This is a genomic window from Providencia sp. PROV119, assembly GCF_028482435.1.
GTDB classification, from domain to species: domain Bacteria; phylum Pseudomonadota; class Gammaproteobacteria; order Enterobacterales; family Enterobacteriaceae; genus Providencia; species Providencia stuartii.
Genome location: NZ_JAMPQL010000019.1, coordinates 96834 through 113833 on the forward strand (window position 1 = coordinate 96834; position 17000 = coordinate 113833).

The 17000-nt window shown below is 41.4% G+C and carries 14 protein-coding genes; 5 read left to right on the forward strand and 9 right to left on the reverse strand.

The genetic code is table 11. The annotated features are described in order from the left end of the window. Positions 1-35: 35 nt before the first annotated feature. A complete protein-coding gene (cstA, locus tag PSF11_RS15545) occupies positions 36-2129 on the reverse strand; it encodes a pyruvate/proton symporter CstA (protein ID WP_014657510.1) in 2094 nt (697 codons plus the stop codon). Positions 2130-2457: 328 nt separating this feature from the next. After that, the gene (locus PSF11_RS15550; RefSeq protein WP_014657511.1) at positions 2458-3366 is read right to left on the reverse strand and encodes an EamA family transporter; all 909 of its coding nucleotides are present in this window, start codon (positions 3364-3366) and stop codon (positions 2458-2460) included. A gap of 357 nt (positions 3367-3723) precedes the next feature. Here PSF11_RS15550 and sugE point away from each other — a divergent pair, with 357 nt between their 5' ends. Then, a complete protein-coding gene (gene sugE / locus PSF11_RS15555; RefSeq protein ID WP_014657512.1) occupies positions 3724-4038 on the forward strand; it encodes a quaternary ammonium compound efflux SMR transporter SugE in 315 nt (104 codons plus the stop codon). 285 nt (positions 4039-4323) lie between these two features. Here the strand turns inward: sugE and PSF11_RS15560 are convergent, their stop codons facing one another. Continuing rightward, on the reverse strand, positions 4324-5055 hold the full coding sequence (locus PSF11_RS15560) for a GntR family transcriptional regulator (RefSeq protein ID WP_004925825.1): 732 nt from the start codon (positions 5053-5055) through the stop codon (positions 4324-4326). A 241-nt stretch (positions 5056-5296) separates the two neighbouring features. Here PSF11_RS15560 and PSF11_RS15565 point away from each other — a divergent pair, with 241 nt between their 5' ends. The 3 genes from PSF11_RS15565 (at position 5297) to PSF11_RS15575 (ending at position 8183) form a co-directional block, all read left to right on the forward strand. Then, on the forward strand, positions 5297-6457 hold the full coding sequence (locus tag PSF11_RS15565) for a mandelate racemase/muconate lactonizing enzyme family protein (RefSeq protein WP_004925816.1): 1161 nt from the start codon (positions 5297-5299) through the stop codon (positions 6455-6457). 70 nt (positions 6458-6527) lie between these two features. Continuing rightward, entirely contained in the window at positions 6528-7826 is a 1299-nt protein-coding gene (locus PSF11_RS15570; protein ID WP_014657513.1) for an MFS transporter, read from the forward strand. Positions 7827-7856: 30 nt separating this feature from the next. Beyond that, positions 7857-8183 carry a cupin domain-containing protein gene (locus PSF11_RS15575; RefSeq protein WP_014657514.1) on the forward strand — a complete coding sequence of 109 codons (327 nt, stop codon included), beginning with the start codon at positions 7857-7859 and terminating at the stop codon, positions 8181-8183. Positions 8184-8973: 790 nt separating this feature from the next. Here the strand turns inward: PSF11_RS15575 and frdD are convergent. From frdD to frdA, 4 genes are read right to left on the reverse strand one after another with little or no spacing between them, the layout of a single operon-like run. Beyond that, positions 8974-9327: a fumarate reductase subunit FrdD gene (gene frdD, locus PSF11_RS15580; RefSeq protein WP_004925804.1), complete on the reverse strand. Its 354-nt coding sequence runs from the start codon at positions 9325-9327 to the stop codon at positions 8974-8976. Positions 9328-9342: 15 nt separating this feature from the next. Then, the gene (gene frdC, locus PSF11_RS15585; protein WP_004925800.1) at positions 9343-9738 is read right to left on the reverse strand and encodes a fumarate reductase subunit FrdC; all 396 of its coding nucleotides are present in this window, start codon (positions 9736-9738) and stop codon (positions 9343-9345) included. 14 nt (positions 9739-9752) lie between these two features. Then, on the reverse strand, positions 9753-10487 hold the full coding sequence (locus PSF11_RS15590; protein ID WP_004925796.1) for a succinate dehydrogenase/fumarate reductase iron-sulfur subunit: 735 nt from the start codon (positions 10485-10487) through the stop codon (positions 9753-9755). Continuing rightward, positions 10480-12276, reverse strand: a complete 1797-nt coding sequence (gene frdA, locus PSF11_RS15595) for a fumarate reductase (quinol) flavoprotein subunit (protein WP_004925792.1) — start codon at positions 12274-12276, stop codon at positions 10480-10482. The genes PSF11_RS15590 and frdA overlap by 8 nt, the downstream gene beginning before the upstream one ends. A gap of 802 nt (positions 12277-13078) precedes the next feature. Here frdA and epmA point away from each other — a divergent pair. Then, entirely contained in the window at positions 13079-14056 is a 978-nt protein-coding gene (gene epmA / locus PSF11_RS15600; protein ID WP_072502745.1) for an elongation factor P--(R)-beta-lysine ligase, read from the forward strand. 44 nt (positions 14057-14100) lie between these two features. Here epmA and glpQ read toward each other — a convergent pair whose 3' ends face one another. Next, a complete protein-coding gene (gene glpQ / locus PSF11_RS15605) occupies positions 14101-15177 on the reverse strand; it encodes a glycerophosphodiester phosphodiesterase (protein ID WP_036942962.1) in 1077 nt (358 codons plus the stop codon). 99 nt (positions 15178-15276) lie between these two features. Then, positions 15277-16626: a glycerol-3-phosphate transporter gene (gene glpT, locus PSF11_RS15610; protein WP_072502746.1), complete on the reverse strand. Its 1350-nt coding sequence runs from the start codon at positions 16624-16626 to the stop codon at positions 15277-15279. Between the last annotated feature and the right edge of the window lie 374 nt (positions 16627-17000).

A 17000-nucleotide genomic window follows, 5' to 3' on the forward strand; every position in this document is an offset into this window, starting at 1 on the left:
TTGAATCTAAGCGTATCTTGTCCATACACGATGAATTAGTGATGGCGTGTATTCGCAACAATTTCCTGATAGTTAGCTGGCATTGGTTCATATGGAACTTCATTCGCTGTTGGCTCAGAAGATTTCAATGCTTTTAATGCTGTACGGATTGAGAATATCGCGAGTAGCACGACAACGATCATAAAGAAAATTGTTAACCCAGCATCTAAACGGTTATTAAAAATCAACTGTGTTAGTTGTGACTCAGTATATTGCGATGGGATATTTCCACTATCAATCATTGCTTGGAATTTATTGGCTACAGCGAGGAAACCAACGCGCGCATCTTCACTGAATGTTTTTTCCCATCCTGCGGTCATTGTACAAATAAGCAACCATGCAGTAGGCACTAAAGCAACCCATGCGTAGCGTTGACGCTTCATTTTGAACAGGACTACAGCACAGAGCATTAAGGCCATACCTGCTAGCATTTGGTTTGCGATACCAAAAAGTGGCCAGAGTGTATTGATACCACCGAGTGGGTCAACAACACCTTGATGAAGGAAATACCCCCATGCAAGTACACATAATGCTGTTGCAATTAGGTTTGCAGGAAGTGAGTCGGTTCGTTTCAAAGAAGGTGAGATCACGCCTAATAAATCTTGTAGCATAAAGCGTGCCGCACGGGTTCCCGCATCGACAGCCGTTAAAATAAACAGCGCTTCAAACAAGATAGCGAAGTGATACCAAAACGACACATTCATTAAACCGCCGAGGGCGCCGTGTAAGATATAGGCCATGCCTACCGCCAGTGTTGGAGCTCCACCTGCTCGAGAAATAATGCTGTTTTCACCGACCTCATTGGCGATATTTGTTAGCTGCTCAGGTGTTATTTGGAAGCCCCAGCTACTGACAACTTGCGCAGCCGAAGCGACGACATCTTCAGTACCTGCAGGTGCTAACATCGCCATAGGGCTGTTCATGGCAAAATAGACACCGGGATCAATCACACAAGCGGCAACCAATGCCATAATCGCGACAAACGATTCCATTAACATGCCGCCATAGCCGATAAAGCAAGCTTGGTTCTCATTCGCAAGCATTTTGGGGGTTGTTCCTGATGAAATTAAAGCATGGAAACCAGAAACAGCACCACAAGCAATAGTAATAAATAAAAACGGGAACAGATCACCTGCCCAGACAGGGCCTGTGCCATCAATATATTTGGTCAGCGCTGGCATTTCTAAATTGGGGTTTAAAATAAGAATACCAATGGCTAACCCGATGATGGTACCAATCTTTAAAAAGGTAGAAAGGTAATCGCGAGGTGCCAGCAGTAGCCAAACAGGCAGAACTGCGGCAACAAACCCATATCCAACAAGCATCCATGTCAGTTGCACACCGGTATAGTCAAAATACGGTGCCCATGTTTCACTTTCGGCAACCCAGCCACCTGAAATAATTGCAAATACAAGGAATACCAGACCAATAATAGACACTTCACCAATACGACCAGGGCGAATATAACGGGTATATATTCCCATGAATATCGCAAGAGGAATGGTAAAGGCGACTGTATAGGTGCCCCATGGGCTGTGTGTAAGGGCTTTGACGACGATCATCGCAAGCACTGCAAGGATAATCACCATAATCATAAAGCAAGCGATAAGGGCTAAGATGCCCGCAGTATTCCCCATCTCTTCTTTGACCAATTCACCCAGTGAGCGGCCATCTCGACGAGTCGACACAAAAAGCACCATAAAATCTTGAACCGCACCCGCTAATACGACCCCTGCTAGCAGCCATAACATGCCTGGCAGATACCCCATTTGAGCGGCTAATACCGGGCCTACCAGTGGTCCTGCTCCTGCAATTGCTGCAAAATGGTGACCGAAGAGAATTTTTTTATCTGTCGGAACGTAATCTAAGCCATCGTTATGACGGATAGAGGGTGTCATTCGTGTTGAATCGACTTGTAGTACCTTTTTAGCAATAAACAGTCCGTAATAACGATATGCGATTAAATAGACACAAACCGCTGCAACGACGATCCATAGCGCATTAATTTGCTCGCCTCGATTTAATGCGATATAACCGAGAGCAAAAGCGCCTAATATCGCTAGCACAATCCAAATTAATTGTTTACCCATAGCCATCCCATCCGTTTTATTATTAAGCCGTTTGCATTTTTGTATTTGCAGATTACTGACACATATAGCTAGAGTTAACGGAAAGGCAAGATAGCTAAAACGTGAAACCTAACAGTGAGTAAAAATAAATTTCATAACTGTTATTAATATCACTAAATAATAGCAGTTAACTGGATTTTATTTCGATTTCAGCTAGAGGGAAAGCGATTGATTTGTGAGAAATGCTATTTATTTTCTTTATGTTGCTATTATGCGCTGGTGTGGTTGGTGCATATAAAGAGCGAAATCATAGGCAGAGCTTGAAAGTCTATACCCTGCCTAGTTTGGCTTAATGGCTTCTGATCCGTTGGATGAGCTTTTTACCAAATAAGGTAATAATCAGCCCAAACATGATGAGTATCAACCCAGCAAATTGTATGCTATTTATATGCTCATCAAGGAATAATGCACTGCTGCTTAGGCCGAATACGGGCACCAACAGAGAAAAAGGAGCAACCCGCCAAGCTTCATAGCGGCCTAATAGAACACCCCACAAACCATAACCCACAAAAGTAGATAGATAAGCAAGGTAAATGATGGTGCCAAATACTGACCAATTAAAATCAGATAGGCCTTGTACAATGGCCTCTTCACCTTCAAATAGCCATGAGCTTATTAAGAAAGGGATAATAGGGATAAGAGCACTCCAACTGACCAAGGAGAGTGCACTGCATTTTTCCTCTTGCTGATTGTGCATAATCATCCTATTGGTGATATTACCACATGCCCATGAAAGCCCTGCGATTAGCGTAAAAGTTAATCCTAATAATGGAATATCATCCAAGCCGCCGGCTGTTGCACCTTTAGCCAATATTGTTAGCCCAACGACGGCAATTAACATTCCTATGAAATGGGTGGCTTGTAGAGATTCTTTTAAGATGACGGCACCTAAGAGTAAGGTGAAAAAGGCTTGGGATTGTAAAATAACGGATGTGACCCCAGCGGGCATACCGACACGAATGGCACAAAAGAGGAAAGCAAATTGACCAAAGCTAATCGTTAACCCATACAAGAGTAATAATTTGAAGGGGATCTTTGGGCGTTTAAAGAAAAAAATAGCGGGAAATGCCACGAATATAAAACGCAATGCCCCTAATAATAATGGTGGAAGCGCGGTAACGCCGAGCTTAATGATCACGAAGTTAACACCCCAAATGATAACCACACACAGGGCGAGTAATATATCTTTGAAGCTCATGCTACTCTCAATGGCTGTCGTAAGTGAAGCTTTCTACTCTACCTCTGGTTGTATAATTTCGCGATAGAAATTTTAATACAGTACAAATATGTAAATTTCTATTGTTGATTGCAGCTAATTTGTTATTTTTTATTACTTGAGTTGGGGAAATTGAGGATTTATAATGATATTTCACTTCACGTTTTCAGGACGACCTGAATATGTACTCTAAACCGTTTGAAGTGCAGTAGAACGACAATAGAAGCATATAAACCGATACAATCGGGCTTAGTCGACAATACTGTAAGCCAAATATGGATGAGTGCACACGTTAATTAAATAATGGGGACGACCCCGGTTACATTCGGGAGAAAAGCAATGGCTTGGATCATCCTCTTATTTGCCGGTTTATTAGAAGTTGTTTGGGCCGTTGGCCTAAAATACACTCACGGTTTTACACGTCTTACCCCAAGTATTATTACAATCGTCGCGATTATTGCGAGTATGGGGCTATTAGCTTACGCAATGCGTGATTTGCCAGCAGGAACCGCTTATGCGATATGGACAGGTATTGGCGCTGTTGGTACGGCCATTGTCGGGATTATTTTCTTGGGTGAATCAGCCAATATATTCCGCTTACTTAGCCTTGGGTTAATTATTATTGGTTTAATTGGCTTAAAAGTTTCAAGCTAAAATAAATATGCTCGTCAATACGGGGGCAAATAGGCGCCCGTATTGACGGGAGATGATAAAGTTTCAATCAGTGAAAATGTGCCGAAAAATATAGACTAGAGGTTTGTGTTCTTTAGTACGTTGAAGATCCCAAATTCGCCGTTATATTTCCAAATCCTGTAGAAATAATTTCCCTGAGACATTTATTCATTAGTCAACATGCTCTTTTTCGGGTTAGGTGCTAGGTGTTTTCACTTGTGTGCTCATTAACACTGTTTCTTTATCAGGAAGCTGTGCTAGGTTTACTTACTTGGGTTCTCTTTTTTTATCAATAGCTTGATTGAAGTTAATCTCTTTATTTTGATTGCGAATATGCTCTTTGATTTCAATTTCTAGAATATTGAGATCCCCTGAGCGTATTTTATCTAATAGCACTTTGTGCTCATCAATAATTTCTTCCATAGGCTTGGTAAAGGTTGATATCCCAATGATAATGGTCAACTGCTTAGAGACGTTTTCCCATAATGCGGTTAGGGTATTGTTACCGCTTAATTGGCATAATGTTCGGTGGAAATTCACGTCACAAAGCGAGAATTCATAGCTATCCGCTAATTTTGCTGCTCGCGCCATTTGCACAATACACTGGTTTAACTGTTCGATAGATTGTGGATCTAAATGCTTATTTTTGGCGATAAAGGTTTTAATAGCCTGTCGTTCTAATAGAATTCTGACTTCGATCAGTTCATCCAGCCTCTCTTCTGAAACAGGGGCCATTCGAATGCCTTTAAATGGCTCATTAATCACGATCCCTTGGCTTTCTAATACTCTTAAGGCTTCTCTAACAGGAACACGGCTGACATTCATTTTTTCTGCAATTTCTTTTTCAACAATACGATCCCCTGGCAGGATAAATCCACGGGTTGCCGCCTCAACAATTTTATCTACCACATCATCAGTGAGTGTCCTTGCTTTGATTGGCTTCCAGTAATCTTCTTGCGAGGTGATTTTCTGCGATTGTTGCCCTTTTCCAACTGTCATGATGTTTAGCCTATTAAATTTGTTACTAATCAAAGAATTAATTGGTAGTTGATTGCGCCTTTAATGCATCAAAATTATCACATTGGCCAGCAATAAACCAATAAAAAACCCACTATTACGATATTTTTTCGAGGGGGAGATAAACCCAGAGTGGATCACATATTCAACAATTGAATATTGTATACAATCTTACAATGTTGTTAAATGCTTCAAATTCAGTTAAGCAAGAGAAGGAAAAGACATGAACAACATGCTTGAAGATATAAAAATTACTGAAATTGTTGCCGTGCCTTTATTTGGGGAGAGCCCAAAAGGGGGATGGTCCAATGAAATCAAACCAGAAGATTCGATCCACGCCATTATTGCGGTGCACACTGATGCTGGCATCACGGGGTACGGCAGCGTATTCACTGATGGTCGCTTAGTTGAAGCCGCCATCCCTGTACTAGCATCTTTATGTATTGGTGAAAGTGCATTACAGCCAGAAAGAGTGTCTGAAAAACTTAGACAAAATACATTTTGGATGGGGCGCGGGGGAACGTTAACACATACGATTAGCGGCATTGATATTGCATTGTGGGACATTTTAGGTAAAGCAACAGGACTCCCCGTAAGTACGTTACTTGGCGGTAATTATCGTTCCAAAGTACAGCCGTATTGCTCTTTACTCATGGAAGAACCAGAGACGATGTTCAACGTGATCTCTGATTATAAAAAGCTTGGTTTTAAAGCATTTAAAATTGGTTGGGGCCCATTTGGACGTAACAATGATGCCAAATTAGATAGAGCAATTGTTGAGGCAGCAAGGGATGCGGCAGGTTACGAATCACACTTGTTAGTTGATGCAGGCGCAAGTGATGCATATTGGCCAAATGGCTTGAAATGGGCAATCCAAACATCGCATATGTTAGCGGAATATCAAGTTGGTTGGTTTGAAGAAGCGTTACGTCCGGATGACCTTGAGGACTTTAAAGTGCTGCGTAAAGAAAGCCCAGTGCCGATTGCGGGTGGTGAAGTGTTAACCCGTCGTCAATCTTTCTTACCATGGCTCTCTCAGGGGGCATTCGATATTGTTCAACCTGACGTGACGAAAGTGGGCGGCATTTCAGAGCAACGTCGAATCGCATGGCTGGCTGATGAGTTTGGTGTTAAGTATGTTGGACACGGTTGGAATACCGCAATGGGGCTGGCGGCCGACTTACAAATGGCAGCAGCCTTCCCACAAGTGGATTTTGTCGAGTTTATCGGTGGTAGCCAATATATTGATGGCATTGTTAAAACACCATTTAAAGTGGATGAGCAAGGGTATTTAACGATCCCAAAATTACCGGGGCTTGGTATTGAGCTAGACATCGATAAATTAGCGAAATTCACAGTTAATCCAGAGCGTTTGTTTAAGTAACTTCATATACATAAGCCAGATAGTGACAACACTATCTGGTTTCCTCTCCTTATTAAAAGGTATGGTTACGATGAAAAATAAGAACAAAGGTACAAAAATAAGGTTTTCGATAGCGATATTAATGACGCTTGCGATTGTTATTAATTACTTAGATAGAACTGTTATGTCTGCAGCAGCACCGACTATCTCAGAAGAACTGCAAATTTCGCCAGAGATGATGGGATGGATAATGTCGGCGTTTTTCTTGAGTTATGCATTATGCCAAATACCAGCGGGTTTTATTGCGGATAAATATGGTCAAAGAAAAACGTTGGCAGGGTCTGTGTTGTGGTGGTCATTAGCAACGGCTGCCACAGCATTAGCCAAAACACCACTGAGTTTTATTTCCACGCGAATTCTAATGGGAATGGGGGAAGCGGGGGCATATCCATGTAATAGTGGTATTGCGGCAAAATGGTTTCCAGATCGTGAACGCGGCAGAATAACGGCATTATTTGATAGTGGCTCTAAGTTTGGAACAGCGTTCGCAATGCCCTTAGTGGTGTGGATCATTGCAAAATGGGGCTGGGAATCAGCATTTATTATTTGCGGCGCATTAGGGGTTCTCTGGGTTTTTGCATGGTTAAAGGTATATCACGATCCTGAACAACACCCAAAAATTAGTGCTGAAGAACTTGCTTATATTCGTGATGGGCAAATTAAAAAAGATGGTATTGATAATATCCAGCCGATGAAGTGGTATCAGTTGATCCGTTATCGCAATGTACAAGCTATGTGTATCGGCTTCTTTATGTTGGACTACGCCATTTATTTCTTTATTACTTGGTTCCCTGCATATTTAATGATGGAACGAGGCATGAGTTTAGAAGAAATGGGATTTGCTGCCATGTTACCACCACTATGTGGGATCGCAGGTCAATGGCTGGGTGGTTGGACGACAGATTATCTGTATATTAAATATAATAATATCAACCTTGCTCGTAAATTACCGATTGTGGGCGGCATGCTGATTGCAACCAGTATCGCATTTTCGGGGTTAGTTGAATCTGTTACTTTAATGATGTTTTTACTGTGCTTATCTTATGCGGCACTCGCATTTGCAGCCTCAGCAATATGGTCTTTACCAGGAGATGTTGCACCACGAAATATGACGTCGGTCTTAGGTGGAATGCAAAGCGCTGTTTCTAACTGTGGCGGTATTTTAGGACCTATTGTGACTGGATATATTATTGCAGCAACCGGTTCGTTTATTTGGGCATTAATTGTATCTGGTATTGCTTGTGCAATAGGGGCATTGGTTTATTTAGTGATGTTAAGAAATATTAAGCCGATTACGCCTGATAATGAATCGTTAGAAAAATCAAATTAAACAGCTATATTATTTAAAGTTAAGGTCATAATGTTTATTTTCGATAAGGAAATAGAGGCAAAAAACATTGCCTCAGGTACGCGACGTAAGTTGTTCCCTGGCAGTGAAAATATGATGATAGCAAGATTATCTTTCACAGCCGGTACATCAGGTGACTTACACGCTCATCCACATGAACAAATGAGTTATATACTCAAAGGGAAATTTAGATATCAAGTGGGGCATGTGACTAAAGAAGTTGGAGAAGGTGATGTTGTTTATATTCCTTCAAATGAGAAACATCGCTGTGAATGTTTATCTAATGGTGAAATTTTAGATATATTCGTACCAATGAGAAAAGACTTTTTAGATAATTAAATCATTTTGCTAAATGATTAAAAATCTATTGATGAAATAGAGGGGATCTCAATGTCTAAAATTGGGATCCCCTCTCTATTTTTTAATAATTAAAATTGACCCATTAATTACATGATAAAAAACACAACCAGTAATAATCAAAGCAGTTTTATCATTGAGGGAAATACACTAACGTGATATCTCAGATATGTTATTTTTCTTCTTTATTGATTTTTCGCTGATTCAAGACAACAAGTCAAACATAAAAAAGTAAGCATAAAAATGGGGATAATCATAAACGGTGAATAAGGTGAATATTGTCTGGTAATCTTGCCGATAATAGATGTAGCAATTAACTTAACAGGAATGCGGCACCTTATTAATTAAATCTCTCAGTAGGTTGAGAAGGCTGTTACATCTGTTATCAATGAGACTCTGTAACAGGGAGCAAAAGAATAGGATGATGCTCTTATTTATTGGGCCATTTCCCGAGAATTGGTGAGAAAAATAATAGCCCAAGATGTTGAGTGCCAATAGGACACCCTAGTGTTGGGTTAAGCCGTTGCGTCGAACATATTGATTTACGCAATAGTGGATAATACAGGTATCGTCAAATCTAGTTTGGATAGCACCATGTAGGGTAATCATTCATGCCATAGCAGATTTATTGAAATCGCTAGTTTTGATAAAGAAACGGTCATTACAGTAGCCAGAGAGCGGCTTAATAACGTGGAAATAGAAAGGGAGATGAGAGGCAGTATAATGAAAAATCCCTCATAGCGGTGAGGCATATGAGGGATCAGGAAAGCTGTTACAGAGCAATGACACCAATAATAGCGATCACGCTAATAATCGCCGCACCACCATAAAATACCCATTTTGATGCTGGGACATGCACTTTAAAGTCGTGCAGTGTGTGGTGAATACGGTGCATAGCACACCATACTGGTAGAATTATCATGAGCAGTAAGAAAATACGCCCGATAAAGCTTTGGCAGAATGCGACAATACGCTCATAGCTTAGCATTTCAGGTGCAACACCTAATGGGATTAATATTCCCAAGAGAATGATGATAGCAGGTCCAACAATGGCACTCCACATACCACCGGCACCAAATAATCCCCAGAAAACCGGTTCATCGGAACGTTTAGGCGTTAGATTCATCAGATCCTCCGTTGATTAAAATAGCAGTGCGATCGCTAAAATCGCTGCCGTAACTAAGATCGTTAATGCCCAAAAACCTTTAACAATTGGCTCTTGTGACATTTTTTTATCACCAACGATAATACTGACGGCTTTTGGAGCTAGATTAAACCATGTTGTGGTATGAAGTAGCGTCGCAGCCAGTGTAATAATGTTGATAATAATGACGATTGGATTACTTAAAAATCCAACAAAGCTTGCCCAAGATTCTGGACCACCTTTTAATGCGAATACGCCGAATAACACTAAAAGGCTAAACCATAGCTGAAGAACGGAGGTACTTTCACGTACGATGTAAAAGCGGTAGAAACCTAACTTTTGCCACCAGTCGCCCTTCATTTCCCTTACATAGGGTTTACGTTTTGTAGTCATGACTTCAATTCTCCTTATCGTGGCTTCAGCATGGCGATAATAAAGTCTTGCGCGCTGGCTGCTTTCGCTTGCTGGATTGCAGCTGCTGGGTCAACATGCTTAGGACAGACTTCAGAGCAGTAGCCTACAAATGTACAGCTCCAGACACCATCATCACCGTTCAATAATGGCATGCGTTCTTTTGCTCCGTGGTCACGGTTATCTAAGTTGTAGCGCTCAGCCAAGGTAATTGCAGCAGGACCAACAAATTCAGGATTCAAACCAAACTGTGGGCATGCGGCATAGCACAAGCCACAGTTAATGCATCCAGAGAACTGATGGTATTTTGCCATCTGTGCCGGAGTCTGCTTATTCGGACCTTCTGAAGGCTTACGATCGTTACCAATGATATAAGGCTTGATAGCTTCTAAGCGCTCAATAAAGTGAGTCATATCAACCACCAGATCACGCTCGATCGGGAAGTTGCCTAGCGGTTCTACCTTCAACCCTTCAGGGTAGTCACGTAGGAAAGTTTTGCACGCCAGTTTGGGAACATTATCAACCATCATGCCGCAAGAACCACAAATCGCCATACGGCAAGACCAGCGATAAGACAGATCAGGCGCAAGGTTATCTTTGATATAACCTAAAGCATCCAGCAATGAGGTTTGCTCATCATAAGGGACATCATATGCCACTAAATGGGGCTCATTATCCGTTTCAGGATTGTAGCGCATGATCTCCATTTTTAAGTGTTTCATATCATCCATTAGCTTGCTCCTTGTTTGCCTTCTCTTGAGCTTCAGCTTCTGCACCATAAACACGTTTTGCTGGCTGAGATTTAGTAATCTTCACATCACTGTATTCAAGACGAGGTGCGCCTTCTGGGTTATAGAATGCCAATGTGTGTTTTAAGAAATTCACATCATCACGTTCAGTGCAGCCTTCGTCGAGACGTTGGTGTGCACCACGAGACTCTTTTCGATTGAGTGCGGAGTGTGCCATACATTCGGCAACATCTAAGCCAAATCCAAGCTCAATGGTATACAACAGATCGGTATTGAAAACGCTGCTATGGTCGGTAATTTCAACGTGTTTAAAGCGCTCTTTCAACTCTGCAATCTTATCAATGGTTTTTTGCATTAATTCAGGGGTACGGTAAATACCGCAGCCTTCTTCCATTGACATACCCATTTCATCACGGATTTTCGCCCAACTTTCTTTACCTTTTTGGTTGAGAAGTTTGTTCAGATTATCTTCGATATCACGAGTACGTGCTTCAATAGCATTTGCATTCGCTGGGGTTGCTTCTGCTGCATGTTTTGCGGCTTGCTCACCCGCTAAGCGACCGAATACAACAAGCTCAGCTAATGAGTTAGAGCCTAAACGGTTTGCACCGTGGAGACCGACAGAAGAACATTCGCCAACAGCAAATAAGCCTTTGATGCGAGTTTCACAGTTTTGATCTGTTTCGATACCCCCCATCGTATAGTGAGCGGTCGGACGAACAGGAATTGGATCAGTGACTGGGTCAACACCGACATAAGCTTTTGCTAGTTCGCAAATGAAAGGTAGGCGTTCATGTAGTTTTTCTGCACCAAGATGACGTAAATCTAGATAGACAACATCACCACGATGGGTACTAATTGTGCGGCCAGCACGCCATTCATGCCAGAACGCTTGTGAAACTTTGTCACGAGGACCGAGTTCCATATATTTGTTTTCAGGTTTACCGAGTGGCGTTTCGGGGCCCATTCCGTAATCCTGTAGATAGCGATAGCCATCTTTATTGACAAGAATACCGCCTTCGCCGCGGCAACCTTCTGTCATTAAGATACCAGAACCAGGTAGGCCAGTTGGGTGATATTGAACAAACTCCATATCACGCAGTGGTACGCCATGTCGGAAAGCCATGCCCATACCATCACCAGTTACAATACCACCATTAGTATTATAGCGGTAAACACGTCCAGCACCGCCAGTTGCCATGACGATAGAATTGGCACGGATTTGAACCTTTGTGCCTTCCATCATGTTGAGTGCGACAAGACCGCGAACTTGGCCTTCATCGACGATGATATCTAGGACAAAATGTTCGTCAAAGCGTTGAATTTGAGGATATTTTAATGAGGTTTGGAAGAGAGTATGGAGCATATGGAAGCCAGTTTTATCGGCTGCAAACCATGTACGTTCAATTTTCATACCGCCAAAACGACGGACGTTAACTGAACCATCTGGTTTACGGCTCCATGGACAGCCCCATAGTTCCAGTTGAGTCATTTCTGTTGGGCAGTGTTCGACGAAATATTCGACGACATCTTGCTCACACAGCCAGTCTCCACCAGCAACCGTATCATTAAAATGATAGTCATAGGAGTCATGGGCCTGAGTTACTGCGGCTGATCCCCCCTCGGCAGCCACGGTATGGCTACGCATAGGGTAAACTTTTGAGATCAGAGCAATCTTGATGTTGGGATTTGCTTCTGCGGCAGCAATCGCTGCACGTAAGCCTGCGCCCCCGGCCCCGATAATCGCTAGATCGGCATTGAAGGTTTGCACTGCGCTTCTCCATTGTTCAAGTGTAAATTGATAAATTCTTTTAAATACTTTTGATACTTAGCTATCTGCTTGTCAGTGCCACGTAATGTGATACTGCAAAAACTCTCTTTTTTAATAGTAAATAATATAATAGCTAATAATGACTTATCATGCTTTGAATTATAGCGAATAGTCCTCATGATAAATTTGATATAGAGGGGGGTTTTAGGTGATTTAGCCTATAAAGTGTGATCTATGCCAAGTTTTTATTAATTGTTTTTTCATACGTGGCATTTTAAGTATGGTGATGAGTAAAAAAAACATAAATTCAAATAATTACCATCATCTTTAGCAAAATGGATGGAGGGAAAATCTATTTGTACGATTGGGAATCGACTGGCCTAAAGAGAATAATAACAAAAATGTTGTTAGCTTGTATTTTTTGTCCTAAAGATTTACACAAAAATTAAATACAGTATGTTTGTGCTGTTATTTCTGACGTTTCCTTTCACGAAATAATAACCTATTTGTTTATTAATAATGAATGTCATTTATAACATCAGGTTAACATCATATTAGAAATAATCATGATTACTTTCTCAAGTTGACTTAAGGATTAATGGTATAAAAACGTTTTTTTGCTTAATCGATTGAAGCCGAGGATAATCACGCATTATTTCGCTCACCTTGCTATATTTTTGTTTGTCTACAGCGATTATTACGGCAGCTTATACATCAATTACATTTGATTAGTGCGAATGGATTGTTTGTCAGGCAAGAGGTGAGTAAACTGCACGACTGTGTTTATTTTGGAGTTATATTAATGAGTGAAGTAGCGGACTGGCAGCCAAGCGCACCCATCGCTAACCTACTACAGCGAGCAAAAATCATCGCTGAAATTAGACGTTTTTTTACAGAGCGCTGTGTGCTTGAGGTTGAAACTCCTGCCATGAGTCAGGCGACCATCACAGATATTCACCTTGTACCTTTTAATACCCGCTTTGTGGGGCCCGGTGCAGCACAAGGGGTCGATCTCTATTTGATGACCAGCCCCGAATACCACATGAAACGTTTATTGGCAGCGGGCAGTGGACCAATCTACCAACTCTGTCGTAGTTTTCGTAATGAGGAAGCAGGGAGACACCACAACCCTGAGTTCACGATGCTTGAATGGTATCGCCCACATTATGATATGTACCGTTTAATTAATGAAGTGGATGACTTGCTTCAACAGGTGCTGGATTGTGAAAGTGCTGAATTACTTTCTTATCAACAAGCCTTTTTACGTCATTTAGATATCGACCCTCTCTCGGCAGAAAAAAGCGAGTTAAAAGAAGTCGCTGCTCGGTTGGATTTGAGTAATGTCGCTGAGCACGAAGAAGATAAAGATACACTGTTGCAACTGTTATTTACGATGGGCGTAGAGCCTCATATCGGTAAAGAAAAACCAGTTGTGGTGTATCATTTTCCTGCAACTCAAGCATCTTTAGCAGAAATTAGTACTGAAGATCATCGTGTTGCAGAACGTTTTGAAGTTTATTTTAAAGGTATGGAATTGGCGAATGGCTTTCGTGAATTAACCGACGCGAAAGAGCAACGCCAGCGTTTTGAGCAAGATAACCGTCGACGTGCAGCCTTGGGGTTGCCTGTTCATCCAATTGATGAGCATTTGCTTGCTGCGCTAACCCATGGCTTACCTGAGTGCTCTGGTGTGGCTCTTGGCGTCGATCGTTTGATTATGATTGCGTTAAAGGCTGAAAAGATCAGTGATGTGATTGCTTTCCCTGTCACAATCGCTTAACAGTGTAGATTGCAGCCAAAGGGCTGCAATCTGCTTTTTAGTGATTATGGATGCTGTTTCTGTTTTTGGAGAAACTGTACACCTAAGTCAGGGAAATCAGTGAATGCACCATCTACGTCAGCTTGATTGTAGATAATATCAAAGAGTTGTTGTCCATCCTTAGCGTATTTTGGCAATTTATCGACCCGGATAGTATAAGGGTGTACCGCCATATTATTGGCATGGGCATCTTTTACCATACCCGTCAGTTTAATATTGTTAGGTGTTGAATCTTCACTAACCAACATATGGTAGTCAGGACCAATACCATCTGCATATTTAGCGACTTCCTTCATTGAGCCGGGTTTAAACATCCAATCATAACTATAGTTAACCCAAGTTCCATCTGGTTTCTGTTCTTGTGTTTCGTTCCAGTCAGTGTAGGCAATCAGCTGGATAAGTTTTAAATTCATCCCCATTTCAGGCATTAAGGTGTTCTTAATACGCTTGAGTTCATTTGCATCAAAGCATTGAAGGTAAACATTCGAGTTTTTATCGGTATAACCATACTGTTTCAAGACTTCGAGTGTTTTTTTCGTAATATCTTTGCCTTCTTGCTGGTGGAACCAAGGGGCTTTAATTTCAGGGTAGATACCAATATTTTTCCCTGTCGATTTATTCAGACCTTGAACAAATTCGATTTCTTCTTGGAAGGTATGGATCCGAAAATCAGATTTGCCCATGGGGAAGCGGTTAGGGTAGCTCTGAACCTTCTTGCCATCGACAATATCAAACCCTTCAGTGAACTTTAATGATTTGATTTCATCAAGAGTAAAGTCGATAGCATAATAGCGGCCGTCTTGACGTGCTCGATTAGGAAAACGCTCAGCGACGTCTGTCACGCGATCAAGGTAATGGTCATGAAGTACCACTAACTCATTGTCTTTAGTCATGACTAAATCTTGTTCAAGAAAGTCGGCGCCTTGCGCATAAGCCATCGCTTTTGCTGGTAATGTATGTTCTGGTAGATAACCACTGGCACCACGGTGTGCGATCACGACTTTCTCGGCGGCTTGTGCCACCGCTGAAGCTGACATCACTAAAACCATACTTGCCACCAATGTTTTTAATGGGAAGTGCATGATTGTATCTCCTTGTCACTTTTTTGGTAAAAAAAGGGCTATATCGTTTTTTGATATAGCCCAGAGCTTAGTGCGTTAACGTGAATCTTTAATGAAGTGTTAGTTCATTTTCGCTAATTCACGTTTGTGTTTAGATTCGCTAATCATCACAATAAAGAGTAAAACTACAGCGAGTGCAGAGCCACCGATCATGACGGCAAAGCCACCGTTCCAACCGAAGGTATCAACAGTATATCCGATAATAATGCTTGCTAGAGCAGAGCCTCCAAGGTAACCAAACAATCCAGTAAAGCCAGCCGCAGTCCCCGCTGCTTTTTTTGGTGCCAGTTCAAGAGCATGCAGGCCAATCAACATAACAGGGCCGTAGATTAAGAAACCGATAATTATCATACAAGCCATATCAACGTTTGGATTACCGGCTGGGTTCAACCAGAATACAATCGTAGCAATTGTAACTAAGAGCATGAAGAAGACGCCTGTTGCTCCGCGGTTACCGCGGAAGACTTTATCAGACATCCAACCACACAGTAATGTTCCTGGAATTCCTGCATATTCATATAAGAAGTAAGCCCAAGAAAATTCTTTTATGTTGAAATGCTTAGCTTCTTGTAGATAGCTTGGTGACCAATCCAAAATTCCATAGCGTAGTAAGTATACAAATACGTTCGCAATAGCAATCATCCATAACAGTTTGTTTGGGAAAACATACTTCATGAAAATTTCTTTTGCTGTTAGTTCTTGCTCATCAGATGCTTTATAATCTGTAGGGTAGTCATTTTTGTATTCTTCGATTGGGGGAAGACCGCAAGATTGTGGGGTATCACGCATGAGTGCGAATGCTATTAGTGCAACGATGATGGCAGCGAAAGCTGGCATATAGAATGCCGCTTTCCAGTCATTAAACCATGCCATACCTAACATAAATAGCAACGCTGGAATGCCGCCTCCAACATTATGCGCACAGTTCCAAACTGAAACGATACCACCTCGTTCTTTTTGTGACCACCAGTGCACCATAGTACGACCGCAAGGTGGCCATCCCATACCTTGGAACCAGCCACATATAAATAGCAGCCCAAACATGATCCAAACACCAGAAGTTGCCCATGGTACAAAGCCCATAATCAGCATTACGGAAGCGGCTAGTATCAAACCTGCTGGCAAAAAGTAACGAGGGTTTGCACGGTCAGAAAATGACCCCATGATAAATTTAGAAATACCATAGGCAAATGAAATTCCCGATAAGGCAAAACCTAGCTCACCTTTTGTGAAACCTTGTTCGGTTAAGGCAGGAATAGCAAGGGCAAAATTTTTTCTTACCAAATAATAGGCAGCATAACCCAAAAAGATCCCGATAAAGATTTGCCAGCGTAGTCGGCGATAGACTGGATCTATCTTTTCTGCTGGCAACCTCGATATATGAGGTGCTGGCTTAAAAATGCTTAACATATAGCCTCCGATGGCTTATTAATCGTTATTTACTCTTATCTCTTATATTTTCTATATAAAAGACTGTGAGTGTTTATTCTTGATAGAGTGATAAAAACGAAAGTATTCGAATTTAATTTCGAGCAATTTCTTTCATAAGTGCTCTTATGATAGTCATAAAAAAACATTCTATCTGTAATCTACTGCACAAATATCTGTTTTATTTATGGGAGGCATAGTTAAAGTCATTTAAGGAGGAAAAGAAACCATAACAGATGAAATTATTGTGATTAACATCACGAATTTTGTCTTTTTATCGCTAATTTTGGTTTGATTGCTTTCGTTTTTGTTCCTTATCAAACATCAAGCACGTTTCTTGTCTATATTTAGTTATA